This window comes from Roseateles sp., from assembly GCF_046300915.1.
GTDB lineage: Bacteria > Pseudomonadota > Gammaproteobacteria > Burkholderiales > Burkholderiaceae_C > Kinneretia.
Genome location: NZ_JBKCLH010000078.1, coordinates 1 through 18371, shown reverse-complemented (window position 1 = coordinate 18371; position 18371 = coordinate 1). Strand labels below are relative to the sequence as shown.

12 protein-coding genes are annotated in these 18371 nt (G+C 68.0%); 4 read left to right on the top strand and 8 right to left on the bottom strand.

The genetic code is table 11. From position 1 onward, the window contains the following. Positions 1–72 precede the first annotated feature (72 nt). From ACK5F2_RS05965 to ACK5F2_RS05950, 4 genes are all read right to left on the bottom strand, one after another. Positions 73–2376 carry a TonB-dependent hemoglobin/transferrin/lactoferrin family receptor gene (locus ACK5F2_RS05965; protein ID WP_409863474.1) on the bottom strand — a complete coding sequence of 768 codons (2304 nt, stop codon included), beginning with the start codon at positions 2374–2376 and terminating at the stop codon, positions 73–75. A gap of 231 nt (positions 2377–2607) precedes the next feature. Continuing rightward, on the bottom strand, positions 2608–4446 hold the full coding sequence (locus ACK5F2_RS05960) for a potassium transporter Kup (protein WP_409863477.1): 1839 nt from the start codon (positions 4444–4446) through the stop codon (positions 2608–2610). Between the two features lie 139 nt (positions 4447–4585). Then, positions 4586–6592 carry a S9 family peptidase gene (locus tag ACK5F2_RS05955; protein ID WP_409863472.1) on the bottom strand — a complete coding sequence of 669 codons (2007 nt, stop codon included), beginning with the start codon at positions 6590–6592 and terminating at the stop codon, positions 4586–4588. A gap of 133 nt (positions 6593–6725) precedes the next feature. Continuing rightward, on the bottom strand, positions 6726–9623 hold the full coding sequence (locus ACK5F2_RS05950) for a TonB-dependent receptor (protein ID WP_409863471.1): 2898 nt from the start codon (positions 9621–9623) through the stop codon (positions 6726–6728). 104 nt (positions 9624–9727) lie between these two features. On the opposite strand from ACK5F2_RS05950, the gene ACK5F2_RS05945 reads away from it, so the two are divergent. Continuing rightward, complete coding sequence (locus ACK5F2_RS05945; RefSeq protein WP_409863469.1) at positions 9728–10705, top strand: LysR substrate-binding domain-containing protein; 978 nt, start codon at positions 9728–9730, stop codon at positions 10703–10705. On the opposite strand, the gene gshA is transcribed toward ACK5F2_RS05945, so the two are convergent. Beyond that, complete coding sequence (gene gshA / locus ACK5F2_RS05940; protein ID WP_409863467.1) at positions 10696–11991, bottom strand: glutamate--cysteine ligase; 1296 nt, start codon at positions 11989–11991, stop codon at positions 10696–10698. The two genes, ACK5F2_RS05945 and gshA, sit on opposite strands and share 10 nt — an antisense overlap. A 120-nt stretch (positions 11992–12111) precedes the next feature. Here gshA and ACK5F2_RS05935 point away from each other — a divergent pair, with 120 nt between their 5' ends. Further along, entirely contained in the window at positions 12112–13215 is a 1104-nt protein-coding gene (locus ACK5F2_RS05935; RefSeq protein ID WP_409863465.1) for a TraB/GumN family protein, read from the top strand. 97 nt (positions 13216–13312) lie between these two features. Here the strand turns inward: ACK5F2_RS05935 and amt are convergent, their stop codons facing one another. The 3 genes from amt to ACK5F2_RS05920 are packed head-to-tail and all read right to left on the bottom strand — an operon-like array spanning position 13313 to position 15985. Then, entirely contained in the window at positions 13313–14839 is a 1527-nt protein-coding gene (gene amt / locus ACK5F2_RS05930; RefSeq protein ID WP_409863476.1) for an ammonium transporter, read from the bottom strand. Between the two features lie 37 nt (positions 14840–14876). Continuing rightward, on the bottom strand, positions 14877–15215 hold the full coding sequence (gene glnK, locus ACK5F2_RS05925; RefSeq protein WP_133601582.1) for a P-II family nitrogen regulator: 339 nt from the start codon (positions 15213–15215) through the stop codon (positions 14877–14879). Between the two features lie 20 nt (positions 15216–15235). Beyond that, a complete protein-coding gene (locus ACK5F2_RS05920; RefSeq protein WP_409863464.1) occupies positions 15236–15985 on the bottom strand; it encodes a TorF family putative porin in 750 nt (249 codons plus the stop codon). 286 nt (positions 15986–16271) lie between these two features. Here ACK5F2_RS05920 and ACK5F2_RS05915 point away from each other — a divergent pair, with 286 nt between their 5' ends. Then, positions 16272–17783 carry a YifB family Mg chelatase-like AAA ATPase gene (locus tag ACK5F2_RS05915; RefSeq protein WP_409863463.1) on the top strand — a complete coding sequence of 504 codons (1512 nt, stop codon included), beginning with the start codon at positions 16272–16274 and terminating at the stop codon, positions 17781–17783. Positions 17784–17856: 73 nt separating this feature from the next. Next, positions 17857–18371: allophanate hydrolase subunit 1 (locus ACK5F2_RS05910; RefSeq protein ID WP_409863461.1), on the top strand; the 515-nt coding region annotated here is incomplete at its 3' end.

Below are 18371 nucleotides of genomic sequence, written 5' to 3'. Positions count from 1 at the left end.
CAGCGCCAGCTGGCCCATCTTCAGCCGGGCCGCTTTGAGCTGCTGCCCTTCTGAAGCAAGGGGCAGCAGGGCTCAGAACTGGTAGCGAACGCTGGCGCTGAAGTTGCGGCCCGGCTGGGTGTAGGCGTCCAGGGCGATATTGCCAGGAGCAATGCCGCGCACATCGGACCACTGCCAGTACTTCACATCGCCGATATTGCTCAGGGCCGCGTTCAGGCTCCAGCGCTTGTCGATGTCCCACCAGGCGTTCAGATCGCCGACCACAAAGCCCTTGGGCGTGTAGTTGCGGCTGGGGTCGGGGTTGCGGCGCTGGCTCTTCATGCCGGTGAGCTTGAGCTCGGCGCCCCAGACCCCGGCCTGCTCGTAGCGCAGGCCCAGCACGCCCTTGTCGGGCTCCACGCTGTCCAGGGGGGTGCGGCTGCCGTTGGGGGCCTCGCTATCGCCCTTGGTATGGGCGTAGCTGGCGCTGAGCGTCCATTGCGGCAGGAAGGTCCAGGCGCCCGAGAGCTCGACACCGCTGATGCGCGCGCCATTCAGGTTGACGGACTTGAACACCAGGGGATCGGCCGCGCTGCCGCTGCCGCTGACGGTCTGATTGGCCGCGATGAAGTCCTTGTAGCGCGACTTGAAAAGCGCCAGCTGGTAGCGCAGGGTGTCGCTGCGGCCACGCAGGCCCAGCTCGAAGGCATCGCTGGTCTCGGGCTTGAGGTCCGGATTGCCCACCGAGGTGTAGGCCGGGCGCGAGTTCAGATTGGTCACGCCGCCATTGAGCTGGCTGGGCGTGGGCGCGCGAAAGCCATGGGCGTACTGGCCATAGACGCGCAGCATGGGGTTATGGGTCCAGACCAGACCCAGGCGCGGCGAGAGCTCATGATCACTGAGCTTGGCCGGTGTGGCCGGGTTGTTGATGCTGTAGAGCGGATCACCCTGGCGCGGGTCCAGCTCGAAGCGGTCCAGGCGCAGACCCGGCGTGAGCATGAACTGGCCCCAGCTGATCTCATCCTGAACGAAGAGGCCCAGCAGGCGGTAGTCGGTATCCGGAAAGCTCTTGTTGACCGGACCGAAGCCCGAAGGCGGCGGGGCCGTGACCAGGCTGCCATTCAGATAGTTGGCGCCCTCCTTGAGCGAGTGCACCAGGGTGCTGGAGAGGTCCAGGCCGTAGAGCAGGCGCTGCTGCGGCAGATGGCTCTCGAACTGCAGGGAGCCGCCCACCATGCGCTCGGCATAGAAGGCGTCGCGCGAGCGGCTGTTCCAGACGCTGGTGTTGCTGCGCTCCTCATAGCCCAGCTGGCGGTTCTTGGCGTCCTGCCAGTAGAGCTGGGCGTTCGCGCGCTGGAACAGCGGGTTGCTGCTGTCCACATAGCGGTAGTCCAGCTTGAGCAGGCTGCGGTTGATGCGTTCGCCGGCATCGACGCGCGTGTGCGTCGGGAACATCGGGTCGCCGAACAGGGTGAAGACCTGGGTGTCCACCTCGCGGTCCAGATGTTCCAGCGAGAGCTTGAGCTGCTGGCGGGCGTCGAGTTTGTAGACCAGCTTGCCAAGCAGGTAGTTGGAGGCGATGTCCTGCGGATTGCCCACGGTGCGCGTGCGGTCGCGGGTCTCGCGCTCACCGCGGGTATCGGTCTCATGCCCGCGGCGCAGGCTGGCCAGCACCAGGCCCTCCCACTGGTCGGCGCGGAAGGCATAGCTGGGCACCAGGCTGCTGGACTTGTCCACCGTGGCATGGCCCAGCTTGAGCGCCGCCTGCGAGGACTTGCCGCGCGGCAGCAGGTCGGCCGGGTCCTTGGTGACAAAGCTGACCGCGCCGGACAGGCCATCGCTGCCATAGGCATTGGACGAGGCGCCGCGCAGGATTTCCACCTGCTTGAAGGCCTCCACATCGATGTAGTCGCCGCGCCCGGCAAAGACCGGGCCGCTGCTGTAGACCATGGGCAGGCGCACGCCATCGGTCTGCAGCAGCACCTGATTGCCCTCGAGGCCACGGATATTGATGCCCTCGTTGCCGCCCCGGCCCGTGCTGTAGAAGGCGGCCGAGCTGCGGTTGGGCTGGTAGCGCACCGCCACGCCGGCCTCATCGCGCAGCAGGTTCTTGAGGTCGGTGGCCAGCTTGCGCTCGATCTCCTGGGCGCTGAGCGTGGTGACCGTGGCGGCCACCTGGTCTTCGGGCGTTTCCAGGCGGGTGGCCGTGACGGTCAGCTTGGGCAGATCAGGCTGGACCAGACGTGGAGCGGCCGGTGCGGCCGGCGCCTGGGCCTGAGCTTGAGCCTGGGCCTGGGCCGCTGCACACAGGCTGAGGACGGCCAGGGCCATGGAGGCGGGGACAAGAGCCTCGCGCATGCGGCGGCGCGAGGAGGGGGAGACAAGACTGCGGGCCATGGGCACTCCGTGACGGACCCGCGGCGGGCGGTACCGGCGGCGGGTCGGGCTGCGATGGGAAATCGAGCAGCGGGCGAGAGGCTGGCAGGCTCAGCTGGGATCGGTGCGCCGCCATCCCGCGGGACGGCTGGCACACCGGCAAGGCGCGCATCTTATATGAGAATAATTCTCATTGACGTTGCAAGTCCGCGACAGGCAAGGCCGGGGCGGGCGTGCCCGCCCCCCGGAGACTCAGATCTCGACCTTGGCGCCCAGCTCCACGATGCGGTTGGTGGGCAGGTGCAGGAAGTCGGCCGCGGCCGCGGCATTGCGGTGCATGCTGGCGAAGAGCTTCTCGCGCCAGGGCGCCATGCCCGAGCCTATGGTCGGGATGACGATGTCGCGCGAGAGGAAGTAGCTGGTTTCCATCTCTTCCAGCTGCACGCCATGCTGCTCCAGCAGCCTCAGGGCCTCGGGCACATCGGGCTCATTCTTGAAGCCGAAGTTGATGCTGATCTGCCAGCAGTTGTTGCCCAGGCTCTGCACCTCCATGCGCTTCTCGAAGCCCACCCAGGGCACCTCATGGTGCTTGACCGAGACAAAGAGGTTCTGCTCGTGCAGCACCTTGTTGTGCTTGAGGTTGTGCAGCAGGGCATTGGGCGTCACGCCCTGCTCCGCCGAGAGAAAGACGGCCGTGCCGGCCACCCGGGTAGGCGGGCTGACGAAGACGGCTTCCAGGAAGCTGCGCAGATCGATGGCGTCTTCACGCAGCTTCTGGCTGAGCTGGCGACGGCCCTGCTTCCAGGTCAGCATCAGGGTGAACATGCCAATGCCGATCAGCAGCGGGAACCAGCCGCCATGCAGCAGCTTGAGCATGTTCGAGGCCAGGAAGGTGATGTCGATGATGAAGAACACCCCGGTCGCCACCACACACAGCGGCAGGGGATAGCGCCAGCCGTAGCGGATCACGAAGAAGGTCATGACCGTGGTGATGGTCATGTCGATGGTCACCGCCACGCCATAGGCACCGGCCAGCTTGCTGGAGGAGCCAAACAGCACCACGGCCAGCAGCACAAAGACAAAGAGCCCCCAGTTGACGAAGGGCACGTAGATCTGGCCCGTGTCGCGCACCGAGGTGTGCAGGATGCGCATGCGCGGCAGGATGCCCAGCTGGATAGCCTGCTTGGTGACGGAGAAGGCCGCCGTGATCAGGGCCTGGGAGGCCACGATGGCGGCCAGGGTGGCCAGCACGAAGAGCGGGATTTCGGCCCAGTCCGGGGCGATCAGGTAGAAGGGATTCTTGATCGCCGCGGGGTCCTTGAGCAGCAGGGCGCCCTGGCCGAAGTAGTTGATGACCAGGGCTGGCATCACGATGCCGTACCAGGCGATGCGTATGGGCCTCTTGCCGAAGTGGCCCAGGTCGGCATAGAGGGCCTCACCGCCCGTCACCACCAGGACCACGGCTCCCAGGGCCACAAAGGCGATCCACTGATACTCCAGGCAGAAGCGCAGGGCATGGGCCGGGTTCACCGCGGCCAGCACCTCGGGATTGGCCATGACCTGGGGCAGCCCCAGCAGGGCCAGGCTGCTGAACCAGACCAGCATCACCGGTCCGAAGGCCTTGCCCACACCGGCGGTGCCAAAGCGCTGCACCGCGAACAGCCCGGCCAGCACCAACACGGTAATGGGCACGATGGCATCGTGGTACTGCGGCGCATAGACATCGATGCCCTCCACCGCACCCAGCACCGTCATGGCCGGGGTGATGACCGCATCACCAAAGAAGATGGCCGTGCCGAACAGGCCCACCAGCATCAGCACGCGGCGCAGCCGGGGCTTGTCGCGCACGGCCTGTGTCGCCAGGGCCAGCATGGCGATCAGGCCGCCCTCGCCGTTGTTGTCCGCGCGCAGGATCAGCAGCACGTACTTGAGCGAGACCACGATGGTCATGGTCCAGAACAGCAGGGACAGCACGCCCAGGATATTGTCCGCACTGAGGGGCACATGCCCCCCGTGGAAGACTTCCTTGAGCGCGTACAGCGGGCTGGTGCCGATGTCGCCATAGACGACACCCAAGGCGCCCAGGGTCATGCCCGCCAAGACGGTGGGGCTCTGCTTCGTTGTCGAGGCTGTCACAAACGAGGGCGACGCCGTGCAAGGCGCCGCGAGATCAAAAACCGTATTGTGCTCCCGGTTTTGTGCGGTGCAACAGCCCCGGGAAGGCCCGGGGTCAGGGGGCCGACAGGGGCTGACCGCCCAGCACCCGACGCACAAACTCCAGCGTGGCGCGCTGCAGATAGTCGCGGTTGGCGGGCTTGGCCACGCTATGGCCCTCCTCCTCGCCGGTCAGGAACCACAGGGGCGTGCCCTGGGCCTGCAGGGCCGCCGCCATCTGCTGGGCCTCGCCATAGGGCACGCGCGGATCGTTGCGGCCATGCACGATGAACATGGGCTTGCTCATCTGCTGCACGCGGGACAGGGGCGAGATCTGGGTCAGGAACTCGCGCATGGCCGGGTCGCGCTCGTCGCCATACTCGGCGCGGCGGTTGTCGCGCCGGTAGCTCTCGGTGTGCTCCAGAAAGCTCACGAAATTGGCAATGCCCACGCGGCAGATGCTGCCGGCAATGCGCGGCGCCTCGGCCGCCGCCACGGCCAGGGTCAGATAGCCACCATAGCTGCCGCCGGCCACGATGACCTTGGCCGCGTCCATATCGGGGCGACGAGCAATGAGGTCCAGCAGGGCGCTCACGTCGCGGGTGGCGTTTTCACGCAGGCGGCCGTTGTCCAGGGCCAGGAAGCGCTTGCCGAAGCCGTCCGAGCCGCGCACATTGGGCTGGATCAGGTGCACGCCCTGCTCTTCCACCAGCTGGCGCAGGGTGGCCGAGAGATAGCCGGGGCGCGACTGCGAGGCCGGGCCGCCATGCAGGCTGATGTAGACCGGCCGCGGGCCGCTGAAGCGCGCCGGCGGCGGCGTGTGCAGCCCCGTGATCTCCAGCCCGTCAAAGCTCTTCCAGCGCAGCAGCTCGGTGCGCAGGGGCTGGTTCTTCTCATCCGCGCCGGACCAGGCCTGCAAGCGCTGGTCGCGCGCATCCCAGCTGTAAAGCTGGCCGGGGCTTTGGGTCCAGACATGGGAGAAGCCCAGCACCGGATAGCGCGGATGCCAGCGCGGATTGCGCAGCACACCGGCCGGCAGGTCCGTGGCAATGCGGCGTGGCGCCGCGCCCGCATCCCGCGGCTCATACAGCCACAGGGCCGAGAGCCCCGCCTCATTGCTCACCAGGGCCAGGGGCTGATGCAGCCCCGGGGCCGGCACGGCCAGGGCCTCCAGATCGCCGCCCAGGGCCTGGGCCAGCAGGGGCTCGCGCGCACCGCTGTCCAGCGAGGTGCGCACCAGATGACGGAAGTCGCCCTGCAGGGCCAGGCGGCTCCACAGAAATTCCTCGTCGGCCTCCTCTTGGGAATCGATCTGGCGCGCCGCGCCCAGGGCCTGGGGCGCTGTGCCATCGAGCGTGTAGCGCAGCAGCTGACTCTGCTTGCCCTGGCTGCGCAGCACGGTGATGGCGCCGCTGGGGCCGACGCGCAGATCGCCAAAGCGCCCGCCCTCCACCTCGCCCAGGCGGCGGGTGCTGGCCGGATTGAGCGGGTCCACCCACTGCAGCCAGCTGCGCGCGCGCCGCTCGCCGCCCTGCCCCTGGGCCTGGCGGTCCAGCTGCTCCAGCAGATAGACCAGGCCCCGTCCTTGGGGCAGGAAGGCAAAGCCATTGACCCGCGCCCCGGCGGGCGTGAGTGCCACGCCCTCCCCGGCCGGCTCGCCGGTGTCCAGACGGTAGAGCCTGAAGGCCTCGTCCCCGCCCTGATCGCGGCTGAAGACCAGATAGCGCCCCTGCTCGGGCTCCCAGCGCGCATCGTCCACCGGATCAGCGCCGCGGCTCAGGAGCTGGGGGCGGCCGCCTGCCTGATCCAGGCGGTGCAGCTGCATCAGCCCTTGATGGCGGGCCAGCACCAGCATCTCCAGCTGCTGCGGATGCCAGTCCACGAAGCGCAGGGCCGGCGCTTCATAGGCCGGTGCCGAGCGGGGCACGGCTGGCAGGGGCGGGATGCCTTCGGTCAGCAATCCGGGAATGGGCTGCTCAGCGCGGACCGCGGGCTGTGCGGGCCCCGTGCTGGAGCAGGCACCCAGCAGGCTGAGACCCAGGGCCAGCAAGAGAGGGCGCAAAAGTTGGGCAGGCTGTTTCATGGACAACGGCAGTCTCTGTGTCGCTGCGGGGCGACCCGCAGACATGAAAAAGGGCGGCACGCGCCGCCCTCAAGGGTGATGCAGGCGGCGGGGCGCGTCTGAGTGACGCCGCCCCGCACGAGCCCGGACTGGCTTACCAGAAGGTGTAGCCGGCGCTGACCGAGAGCTGGCGGCCCGCAGCGTTGTACAGGCCCTTGTCCCAGCCGTAGAGGTTGTCGCTGGCGCCGGTGGGCGAATAGGGCGCCGCACGGTCGAACACATTCAGCACCGTGGCGCGCAAGTTCAGGTTCTTCACCGGCTTGAAGCCCACGCCCAGATCCACCGTGGTCAGCGAGGCCACGCGGCAGTCGCCGCCCAGGGCCGCGGTCTGGAACTTGCTGTTGGCATAGGTGGGGCTGCACTCTTCACGCACGCCCGTCGACAGGTTGTAGCGCGGCAGACCCATGCTGTGCACGTAGTTCACGGCCGTGGTGACCGAGAAGTTGCCCAGGCTGTAGGTGCTGCTCACGCGCGCCTTGTACTTGGGACGGTCGTCACCCATGGAGTCATTGGTATCGACAATCGGCAGACCCTTGTCGCGCTGCACCTTGTAGCTGTGCACATAGCCCAGGAACAGGGCGCTGTTCAGGCGGGCGCCGTCACCCAGGGTGGCACGGTGGCTCAGCTCCAGATCGGCACCACGCACCTGGGTCTGGCCCAGGTTCAGGTACCTGCGCTTGACCATGGCGATGCGCTCGGTACCCGGGATCACCTTGCCCTGGGCATCCTTGAGCGCGGTGCTCGCGTCGGCGCTGCGCACCACATCGGCGGCGTAAGAGGCCTCACCCTGCTCGTACAGGCGCTGCAGCACATCGCTGGAGCTCAGGCGGTCGATCTCGTTCTTGCGCGTGATCTGGTAGATGTCAAAGGTGCCGTTGAGCGATTCAAACGGTGCGAACACCAGGCCCAGGGTGTAGCTGCGCGAGGTCTCGGGGCGCAGATTGGGGTTGGCCACGATGAAGGCCGCGATGCTGCGCGAGTTGCCCGTGCTGGCATTGCGGTCGCACTCGTTGGTCAGGGTGTTGTCGTAGCCGGTGGCGCCCGGGATCTTGGCCGGCAGGCCGTTGGCGCCCACGGGGCAGCGCAGCGCGTCACGCCAGGTGCCGATGCTCTGGAAGCTGGTCACCGAGGACTCGGACATCTGGCTCAGGCTGGGCGCACGGAAGCCTTCGGCCACCGTGCCGCGCAGGGCCAGGGTCTTGATCGGGGTCCACTTGAAACCCAGCTTGGGTGTGGTGGAGTTGCCGAAGTCGCTGTACTGGTCGGAGCGCAGGGCCGCTTCCAGGGCCAGGGTCTTGAAGACCGGCAGCACGGTTTCGGCAAACACCGAGGTCACGTTGCGGCTGCCATTGGCCTGCGAACCACCGCGGCTCACGAAGTTGCCGGCCGCCAGATTGGCATCCGGCGTCATGGTGATGCTTTCGCTGCGGTGCTCCAGGCCCAGGGCCACGCCGATGGCGCCACCGGCCAGGCGGCCGAATTCGCGGCTGCCCTTGATATTGGCGATGGAGACCTTGGTGTCACCGTCGTTGACCGCCACGGGGCTGATCTGGGCCAGCAGCTCGGGGCTGTTGACACCGCCAAAACGGTACTTGTCCAGCGCGGCCTGGGCCGTCACGGAATTGATCATGCCGGTCTCGGTTTCCTTGCGCTTGCTCTGGTTGTAGAGCAGGCCGCCGTTCCAGTCCCAGCCAAAGTGGGTGCCGGTCAGGTCCAGCACCAGGCGCAGATCATCCTGCTTGACCTGGGTGTCGCGCGAGATGTCGCCCAGGCGGGCGCTGGTGGCCAGGCGCAGCTTGTTGTTGGGGTCGGCCTGGAACAGCGGGTTGTCCGGATGGTTGGCCGCCATCACATGACGGAAGGTGCGGCGATTGCCCTTGGCATCGAACCACTCGCTCAGGCCCGAACCCAGGGTGGCGTAGCCGGTGCTATAGGTGTTCTCCAGGCGCGAATAGGCCGCCTCCACCGAGGCGGTCAGGTCCTGGGAGATCAGGAAGTTGGCGCGGGCGAACAGATTGGCGCTCTTGGAGGGCTCGGTGAAGCGCTCGTAGATGCTGGTGTCCATGGCGCAGACCGGGGCGCGGTTGGCCAGCACCGTGGTGTCATAGACGCCGGGCGCCGCGCATTGGCCGTTCTTGGGCGGGATGGGCGTGGTGGTGTTGAAGGCGCCCGAACCCACGGCGGTCTCGCGCCAGAAATTGGGCGCGAAGGTCAGGGCGCTGTCTTGGCGGTAGATGTCGCCGGCCAGACCGGTGCTGGTGGAGGTGGTGCCCAGGGACCAGGCGTCATAGGACACGCCGTCGAGCTTGTTGACCCCGGTGGCGCCGCGCTTGGACAGGTCCAGGCCCAGCATCACATTGAAGCGCTGGCTGTCCAGATCGCCAAAGCCGCCGAAAAAGCTGGCGCTGTTGGTGCGGAAGCCGCCCTGCATGGCGCCCGAGGTGTTCAGCTTGGCTTCCAGGCCCTGGTATTCCTTCTTCAGGATGAAGTTCACCACGCCGGCCATGGCGTCGGAGCCGTAGATGGCGGAGGCACCGTCCTTCAACACCTCCACGCGCTCGATGGCGGCCATGGGGATGTTGTTCAGGTTGTACAGGGTGGACTGGCCCGCATTGGGGTTGGCCGTGGCGGCCGCGGCCATGCGACGGCCGTTGATCAGGGTCAGGGTGGAGGCCGAGCCCAGGCCGCGCATGGACACGGTGGCCACGCCGTCGGAGAAGCTGCTGCTGGTGCTGTCCACCTGGCCACCACCGGCCACGGCCGGCAGCAGGGCCATCACATCGGCCAGGGTGAGGGCGCCGGTGCGCGCGATGTCCTCGGCCTTGATCACCTGCACGGGCGAGGCCGTTTCCTTGTCCACGCGCTTGATCGAGGAGCCGGTGATCTCGATGCGCTCCAGCTTCTGCGAGTCGGCAGCGGCGTTGTTCTGGGCTTGGGCCTGCAGGGCCACCATCATGGCGGCCAGGGCGATCAGGGAATGACGAGGGGTCATCGGACGGTCCTGTATCTGGTGTGTGGGAAAGAGGTAGCTGCACACCCTAGGGATTGCGCAGGCACAATCCATGACCGTTTCTTTACAAAACTTTTCCTGAAGTTATGCCTCTAGAAGAAGAGGTCACACCCGAGCAGGTGGAGGCCTTCGTGATGCAGCGCCTGAGCCTGCGCCAGCTGCGCATGCTGCTCGCCCTGTCCAAGGCGGGTTCCCTTAGTGCGGCGGCCGATGCACTGCATGTGACCCAACCCGCCATCAGCAAGTCCCTGGGCGAGGTGGAACGAGCCCTAGGGAAAACCCTGTTTTTGCGACGCGGCCGCAGCATTCGCGCCACACCGCTGGGCGCGCAGATGGTGCGGCTGGCCCAGCGCATGGAGCAGCTGCTGCGCCGAGGCAGCGAGGAAGCCGCGGCCCTGATGCGCGGCGCCAGCGGGGAGCTGCTGATCGGCGCGACCAATGCGGCCCTCAACCCCCTGCTGTTTGACAGCATCGCCCGCATGAAGGAGGAGCTACCGCAGCTGAGCCTGGCGGTGCGCACCCATGCCCTGAGCGGCATGTTCGAAGACCTGCGCCAGGGCCGGCTGGATCTGGTGGTGGCCCGTCAGGTGGGCGATGCGCCACCGGAGCTGCGCGCCCACAGCGTGATGCCGGTGCAGGAGCGGGTGGTGATCAGCAGCGCGCATCCGCTGGCACGTGAGCGCCGGCTGAGCTGGGAGACGCTCAACCAGCAGGCCTGGATCTGGCCCCTGCCAGGCACGCGCTCGCGCGTGCGGCGCGACCGCTTCTGGCACCAGCTCGGCCTGCCCCTGCCCAGCAATGTGCTGCAGACCGACGATCTGATGCTGACCCTGGGCCTGCTGCAGCGCATGCCCCTGGTGGCCATCATGCCCTCGCCCATCGCACGCTCGGCCGCCCTCTCGGGCGCCGTGCGCCTGCTGCCGCTGGACCTGGATCTGGGCCTGGGCGGGCTGTGCGCCTGGCAATCGGAGGAGATGAGCAACCCCTTTGTGGATCGCTTCATCGAGCTGCTCCGGCAGCAGGGGGGGCTGGCCGCGGAGCAGGGCCCGGTCAGTCAGGCATAGACCTCGGCATCGGGATCGGTGGCCTCCAGCTCGTAGCTGGCGGCCAGCATGGCCAGACGCGCGATCACGCCGTACATATAGAAGCGGTTGGGCGCGCTGGCGCCGGGCTTGGCCCCGGGTCGCGGCAGCTGGGTGGACTCGGCAAAGGCCAGGGGCACATAGCTGGAGCCGGGGGCATTGAGGTTCTCGTCCACGCCGCGCTCGGCATGCACGCGGTAGAAGCCGCCCACCACATAGCGGTCCATCATGTAGACCACCGGCTCGGCCACCGCCTCGTTGACGCGCTCATAGGTGGCCACGCCCTCCTGGATCAGCACCGCGTTCACCGGCTGGCCATCCGGCAGGCGACAGGCCTGCTCGCCGCGCTTGAGGCCCAGGGTCTCCAGGTCCTTGGCATCGCGCACCGTGGTGATGCAGCGGCCCTGGCTGCCGGTGTCGGCCTTGACGATCACGAAGGGTTTCTCGTTGATGCCGTATTCCTTGTACTTGCGGCGCACCTTGGTCAGGAGGGCATCGGTCTGCGCCTGCAAGGCATCCAGGCCCTCGCCGCTGGCGAAGTCCAGGCCGTCCAGATGGCTGAACATGGGGTTGATCAGCCAGGGGTCCATGCCCATGAGCTTGGCGAACTTCTTGGCGACCTCTTCGTAGGCCTTGAAATGCTGGTGCTTGCGCCGCAAGGCCCAGCCCGCGTGCAGGGGCGGCAGCAGGTACTGCTCATGCAGGTTCTGCAGCACGGCGGGAATGCCGGCCGACAGGTCGTCGTTGAGCAGGATGGTGCAAGGATCGAAGTCCTTGAGTCCGAGGCGACCGCGCGTGCGCTGCAAGGGCTCCAGGGTCAGGCTGCCACCATCGGCCAGGGCCAGCTGGGTGGGGCCGGTGATGGCCGGGTCCAGGCTGCCCAGGCGCACATTCAGGCCAGCCTGGTTGAAGATGCGGATCAGGGTGGCGATATTGGCCAGGTAGAAGGTGTTGCGGGTGTGGGCCTCGGGCACCAGCAGCAGGTTCTTGGCCTCGGGGCAGATCTTCTCGATCGCCGCCATGGCGGCTTGCACCGCCAGGGGCAGGGTCTCGGGATTGAGATTGTTGAAGCCGCCGGGGAAGAGGTTGGTGTCCACCGGCGCGAGCTTGAAGCCGGCATTGCGGATGTCCACCGAGCTGTAGAAGGGCGGCGTGTGCTCCATCCACTCCAGGCGGAACCAGCGCTCGATCGCCGGCATGGATTCGAGGATGCGCTGTTCCAGCTCGTTGATGGGGCCGTTCAGTGCGGTGATCAGGTGGGGAACCATGGGCGATTGCCGCCCGGAACGGGCAGTTGGAAGCAAGTGGAAACCATTCTAGGAGCAAGCTGGGGGCACATGCTGCGTACGCAAGGCCTCACCGGCGCTGCCAGGGCTTAGAGTCCGGCTATGCCTCAACGTCCGTCCTCCCCAGCACCAGCACGCCGCCTGCCCCTGGCCCTGCTGCTGTGCGGCACCCTGTTCCTGCTGCAGCAGCCGGCCGCGGCCGCACCCAGCGGCACGAGCAGCAAGACTGCCAAGAACTCAAAAAGCAGCAAGAGCGCCAAACAGGCCAAGCCCAAGGCCGCACCCAAGGCCAAGGCCAGCCAGGCCCGCAAGCAGGCCCTTGCCACCCCCGGCCCGACCTGCCCACCCGTGGCCAAGCCTCCCAGCCCCGAGGCCTTGCAAGCCGCCCAGGCCCGGGCGAGCGACCGTGGCCTGCTCTGGCGCCTGAGCAAGGACGGCCGCCAGGCCTATCTCTACGGCAGCATTCATGTCGGCAAGCTGGACTGGGCCATCCCCGGCCCCAAGCTGGCCGCGGCCCTGCAGGACAGCGATATGCTGGCCCTGGAGCTGGACCCGGCCGATCCGGCCGTGCAGCAGCAGATGAGCGCGGGGCTGAGCCTGCGCCGTCTGGAGCCCGACGCCCCCTTGCGCCAGCGCCTGGAGCGCCATGAGGCCAAGGCCTGCCTGCCCAAGGGCAGCCTGGCCGCCATTCCCCATCCGCTGATGCAGGCCTTCACCCTGACCCTGGTGGCCGCTCGCTGGGAAGGGCTGGACCCCGCCTATGCCCAGGAACAGGTGCTCAGCGGCATGGCGCACAGCGTGCAGCGTCCCGTGGTCTCGCTGGAGACGGTGGAACTGCAGCTGGACGCCCTGCTGCCGCGCGAACCCGCCGAGGCCATGGAGGCCACCTCGGAGCTGCTGGACCTGCTGGAGCAGGACAAGGCCCGCCCGGTGCTCAAGCGCCTGGCCGAGGCCTGGGAACGCAGCGATCTGGAGACGCTGGCCAACTACGAGCAATGGTGCGAGTGCGCGCGCAACGCCGCCGAGCGGGCCCAGCTGCAGCGCCTCAACGATGAGCGCAACCCGAATCTGGCCGAGCGCATCGACGCCCTGATCCAGGCGGGCCACCGCCCCTTCGCCGCCGTGGGCGCCCTGCACATGACCGGCCCCCAGGCCCTGCCCCGCCTGCTGGAACAGCGCGGCTACCAGCTGGAGCGTCTGCAGTAGGGCGTCTGCGCATCATCCAAGGCCCATGAAAAAGGCCGCCCCGAGGGGCGGCCTGGTGCCATCTGCGCGGCGCCCGGCAGCGGGCACCGCAGCGGCATCACTTGTGATACGCGGTCTCGCCGTGCGAGGTGATGTCCAGACCCTCGCGCTCGGCTTCTTCCGAGACACGCAGACCGATCACCATGTCCACGATCTTGTAGGCGATCAGGGACACCACGCCCGACCAGACGATGGTCAGCAGCACGCCCTTGGCCTGCACCCAGACCTGGCTGGCGATGGAGTAGGCGTCGGGGGCGATCATGCCCACGGTGACCCAGTCGGCCACGGCGCTGGGGCCGCCCAGATTGGGCGAGTTGAACACGCCGGTCAGCAGGGCGCCGACGATGCCGCCCACGCCGTGCACGCCGAACACATCCAGGGAGTCGTCCGCGCCCAGCAGCTTCTTCAGGCCGGTCACGCCCCAGAGGCAGGCGAAGCCGGCGATGAAGCCGATGATCAGACCGCCACCCAGACCCACATGGCCCGCGGCCGGGGTGATGGCCACCAGACCGGCCACGGCACCCGAGGCGGCGCCCAGCATGGAGGCCTTACCCTTGAGCAGGGCCTCGCCGATGCACCAGGCCAGCACGGCAGCGGCCGTGGCCACCAGGGTGTTGGCGAATGCCAGGGCGGCAAAGCCGTTGGCTTCCAGGGCGGAGCCGGCATTGAAGCCGAACCAGCCCACCCACAGCAGGGAGGCACCCACCATGGTCAGGGTCAGGCTGTGCGGGGTGAAAGCTTCCTTGCCATAACCGATGCGCTTGCCCACCATGTAGGCGCCCACCAGGCCGGCCACGGCGGCGTTGATGTGCACCACGGTGCCGCCGGCGAAGTCCAGCGCGCCCCACTGCCAGATCAGGCCGGCCTTGCTGGTCATCTCCTCAGCCACGGCGGCGGAGCTGTAGGCATCCGGGCCCATCCAGAACCAGACCATATGGGCGATGGGGATGTAGCTGAAGGTGAACCAGATGGCCACGAAGAGCAGCACGGCGCCGAACTTGATGCGCTCGGCAAAGGCACCCACGATCAAGCAGGCGGTGATGCCGGCAAAGGTGGCCTGGAAGGCGGCGAACACGATCTCGGGGATGTAGACGCCCTTGCTGAACGTCGCCGCATTGGCGAAGGTGCCGGCCGCGTTGTCCCAGACGCCCTTGAGCAGTACCCGGTCAAAGCCGCCGATGAAGGCATTGCCCTCGGTGAAGGCCAGGCTGTAGCCGTACAGCACCCACAGCACCACGACCATGGAGAAGGCCACCGTGACCTGCATCAGCACCGACAACATATTCTTGCTGCGCACCAGGCCACCGTAGAACAGGGCCAGGCCCGGCACGGTCATCAGGATGACCAGCAGGGTGGACACCATCATCCAGGCGGTATCGCCCTTGTTGGGCACGGGGGCAGGAGCGGCAGCCTCGGAGGCTGCGGCAGCAGGGGCCGAGGCGGCGGCCTCGGCTGCAGCGGCAACCACGACCGAGGCGGCCGAGGCGGCTTCGGCCACGGCAGGTGCCGAGGCCGCCGCGTCTTGGGCCCAGACCGGCGCGCACGCCGCCGCTGCCAGGGCCAGGCAGGCAAATAGCTTCTTCAACATGAAGGAATCTCCGGGAAATTGGGGGCGACTGCGCTCAGAGGGCGTCCTGACCGGTCTCGCCGGTGCGGATGCGGATCACCTGGTCCAGGGGCGAGACAAAGATCTTGCCGTCACCGATCTTGCCGGTGCGGGCCGCACCTTCGATGGCCTCGATGACCTGCTCGACCACATCGTCGGCCACGGCGGCCTCGATCTTGACCTTGGGCAGGAAGTCCACCACGTACTCGGCGCCGCGGTACAGCTCGGTATGGCCTTTCTGGCGGCCAAAGCCCTTGACCTCGGTGACGGTCAGGCCCTGCACGCCGATGGCGCTGAGGGCCTCGCGCACCTCGTCAAGCTTGAAGGGCTTGATGACGGCGGTGATCAGTTTCATGACTCTCTCCTCGCGGGGTCTTAGAAGTTGTACTTGAGCGCCACGACCAGGGCGCTCTTGCCCAGGAACTTGCTGCTATTGGCATTGGCGCCAGGCACATAGAAGCTCTTGTCGGCGTCGGTGCCGACCAGGGCCACGCTAGGCACCAGGCCGCTGAAGTCCTTGGACAGGGTCAGCGAATAGTCGGTGTAGGAGGCGGGGCCACCCACCGGGCCCTTGATCTTCTGATGGCCCAGATGCGGCGCCAGCATCCAGCCATCGACCAGCTCGAAGCTGGCGCTCAGATCCAGATAGCCGCTGTTCTTGCTATCGGCATTGCCAAAGGTGTTGGTCACCGCATGCGAGTACTTGGCGGTGAAGGGGCCAAAGCTCAGGGCGCCGTAGAGCTCGGTGGTGTTGGCACTGGGCTTGAGCTTGTTGCTGGGATAGACATAGCTCAGCAGGCCCAGATCCAGGGTCAGGCCCTTGGCGATCTCGGTCTTGTAGCCGCCGTAAAGATCAAGCTCCACGCCGGCATCGCCGCCCGGAATGTCCTTGATCCACTTGATGGTGGAACCCCAGGCGCCCAGATAGAAGCCGCTGGCGTGGGCGTAGTCCAGACCGCCCTGCAGCGCGGGCTTGAGGCGCGACTGCGAGATGCCGCGGTAGCGGTAGTCCGAGGTCAGGCTGGCATTGAAGCTCAGCGTGCTGCTGGCTTCCTGAGCCTGGGCAGGCAGCGCGGCAGCCAGTGCGAGGGTGCTGCAGATTAGCGCGGCGGTCATCGACTTCATCACGGGACTCCTGAAAGTTTTGGGGAGGATGGGACGAGTTCTTTCCCTGCTTCGCAGCTTCCGTGCCAGCCTGGCCAAGCCCGAAATCCAGCCACCAGGGCGCATCGAAGCCCAGGGCAAACACGGAGGGCGCGCGAAACTGCACCAAGTTGGACCGAAGACAGCGTGGCATCAGCTTGGTGCATGCCCCGAATCCGTGCACCTGCGCCGGCGCGAGCGCTGCACAATCGGCGTCACAGGCCCGCCCGCAGCCTCTGCGCGGAAGCGGGCCGGGAGGTGGCAAGCAATGTCCCTGGCCGTTATTCACAGCCGTGCCCTGGATGGGCTCAGCGCCGCGCCGGTGAGCGTGGAAGTACATCTGGCCAATGGCCTGCCCAGCTTCACCCTGGTGGGCCTGGCCGAGACCGAGGTCAAGGAGGCCCGCGAACGTGTGCGCGCCGCGCTGCAGAACAGCGGCCTGGAATTTCCCCACAACAAGCGCATCACCATCAGCCTGGCCCCGGCCGATCTGCCCAAGGAGGGCGGGCGTTTCGACCTGCCCATCGCCCTGGGCCTGCTGGCCGCCAGCGGCCAGATCGACGCGGCTCGGCTGGAGAATCTGGAGTGTGCCGGCGAGCTCTCCCTGGCCGGCGAGCTGCGCCCGGTACGCGGCGCCCTGGCCATGGGTCTGGCCCTCAAGCATGAAGGGCTGGCGCGGCGCCTGCTGCTGCCGCCGGACAGCGCGGCCGAAGCCGCCCTGGTGCGGGACCTGCCCGTCTACAGCGCCAAGCATCTGCTGGACATCGTGGCGGCACTGGTGCCGGGCAGTGAGCAGGCGCTTACCCCCGTCGGTGCGGCAGCGGCGGCAGCGCCCGCTCTCGGCGGCCCGGACCTGCGCGAGATCCGCGGCCAGGCCGGCCCCAAGCGGGCGCTGGAGATTGCGGCGGCGGGCGACCTGAGCCTCTTGCTCAGCGGCCCGCCAGGCACGGGCAAGTCCATGCTGGCCCAGCGCCTGCCCGGCCTGCTGCCACCGCTGAGTGAAGAAGAGGCGCTGGAATCCGCCGCCGTGCTCAGCCTGGCCGGCGAGTTCAGCCCCGCGGCCTGGGGCCGGCGTCCCTTTCGTGCCCCGCACCACAGCGCCTCCAGCGTGGCCCTGGTGGGCGGGGGCTCGCCGCCGCGGCCCGGCGAGATCTCCCTGGCCCAGCATGGCGTGCTGTTCCTGGACGAGCTGCCCGAATACCCCCGCAGCGCCCGGGAGGCCCTGCGCGAGCCGCTGGAGAACGGCCGCATCCTGATTGCCCGGGCGGCAAGGCGGGTGGAGTTTCCGGCGCGTTTTCAGCTGGTAGCGGCCATGAACCCCTGCCCTTGCGGCTATCTGGGCCACCCCAGCCGCGAATGCCGCTGCACACCCGACCAGGTGGCGCGCTACCAGGGCCGGCTCAGCGGCCCCTTCATGGACCGGCTGGACCTGCTGGTGGAAGTGCCGGCCCTGCCGCCCCAGGTGCTGGCCGCCGCGCCGGATGGCGAGCCCAGCGCCACGGTGGCCGCCCGCGTGGCACGGGCACGCACGCTGGCGCTGAACCGCCAGGGCTGCTGCAATGCACGGCTGGAAGGTGCGGCCCTGGAGCAGCAGGCCCGGCCCGAGCCCGCCGCCCTGGCCCTGCTGCAGCAGGCGGCCCAGCGCCTGGCTTGGTCGGCCCGCGCCTACCACCGCGTGTTGCGGGTGGCGCGCAGCGTGGCCGATCTGGCCGGCAGCCCCGGCATCGAGCCGGCCGCCATGGCCGAAGCGGTGCAGCTGCGGCGCGGCCTGCGGACCTGAACAGGGCGGCCATAATTTCGCGCCGGTGGCGCCACCCTGCCCGCCTTGACCAGAAACCTGCCCGCGACGCCTTGTGCCGAACCATCCCACCGACTCCGCGCCCATCGAGCCCGTTGGCGACCGCTGCCTGCTGATACGCCTGGGTACCGAGGTAGACCCGGCCACCAGCGCGCGCGTGCACGCCCTGGTGCGGCGCCTGCGCGAGCAGCCCATTGCCGGCGTGCGCGATGTGGTGCCGGCCTTCACCACCGTGGCCCTGCATTACCGGCCGGAGTGCTTCGGCCCCAGCCCATTCGCCACGCTGCGCGAGCAGCTGCTGGACCGCCTGAGCACGCCCCTGGAAGCCGAGGCCGAGAGCGGCCGCGTGGTCGAGGTGCCGGTCTGCTATGGCACTGCCGACAAGGACTACGGCCCCGATCTGGCCGAGGTGGCCCAGCGCTGCGGCCTGAGCGCTGCCGACGTGGTCGAACGCCACCTGGCCAGCGCCCACCGCGTCCATATGCTGGGCTTTGCGCCGGGCTTCCCCTTCATCGGCGGCCTGGACCCCGCGCTCTCCATGCCGCGCCGCGCCCAGCCGCGCACCCGCAT

Bases quoted from the DNA above. Each gene is read 5' to 3' on its own strand.
- ACK5F2_RS05935 (WP_409863465.1), top strand. From the start codon at position 12,112: ATGCCTCAACGTCCGTCCTCCCCAGCACCAGCACGCCGCCTGCCCCTG.
- ACK5F2_RS05965 (WP_409863474.1), bottom strand. From the start codon at position 2,376: ATGGCCCGCAGTCTTGTCTCCCCCTCCTCGCGCCGCCGCATGCGCGAG.
- ACK5F2_RS05955 (WP_409863472.1), bottom strand. From the start codon at position 6,592: ATGAAACAGCCTGCCCAACTTTTGCGCCCTCTCTTGCTGGCCCTGGGT.
- ACK5F2_RS05915 (WP_409863463.1), top strand. From the start codon at position 16,272: ATGTCCCTGGCCGTTATTCACAGCCGTGCCCTGGATGGGCTCAGCGCC.
- ACK5F2_RS05950 (WP_409863471.1), bottom strand. From the start codon at position 9,623: ATGACCCCTCGTCATTCCCTGATCGCCCTGGCCGCCATGATGGTGGCC.
- gshA (WP_409863467.1), bottom strand. From the start codon at position 11,991: ATGGTTCCCCACCTGATCACCGCACTGAACGGCCCCATCAACGAGCTG.
- glnK (WP_133601582.1), bottom strand. From the start codon at position 15,215: ATGAAACTGATCACCGCCGTCATCAAGCCCTTCAAGCTTGACGAGGTG.
- ACK5F2_RS05920 (WP_409863464.1), bottom strand. From the start codon at position 15,985: ATGAAGTCGATGACCGCCGCGCTAATCTGCAGCACCCTCGCACTGGCT.
- ACK5F2_RS05960 (WP_409863477.1), bottom strand. From the start codon at position 4,446: ATGACCCTGGGCGCCTTGGGTGTCGTCTATGGCGACATCGGCACCAGC.
- ACK5F2_RS05945 (WP_409863469.1), top strand. From the start codon at position 9,728: ATGCCTCTAGAAGAAGAGGTCACACCCGAGCAGGTGGAGGCCTTCGTG.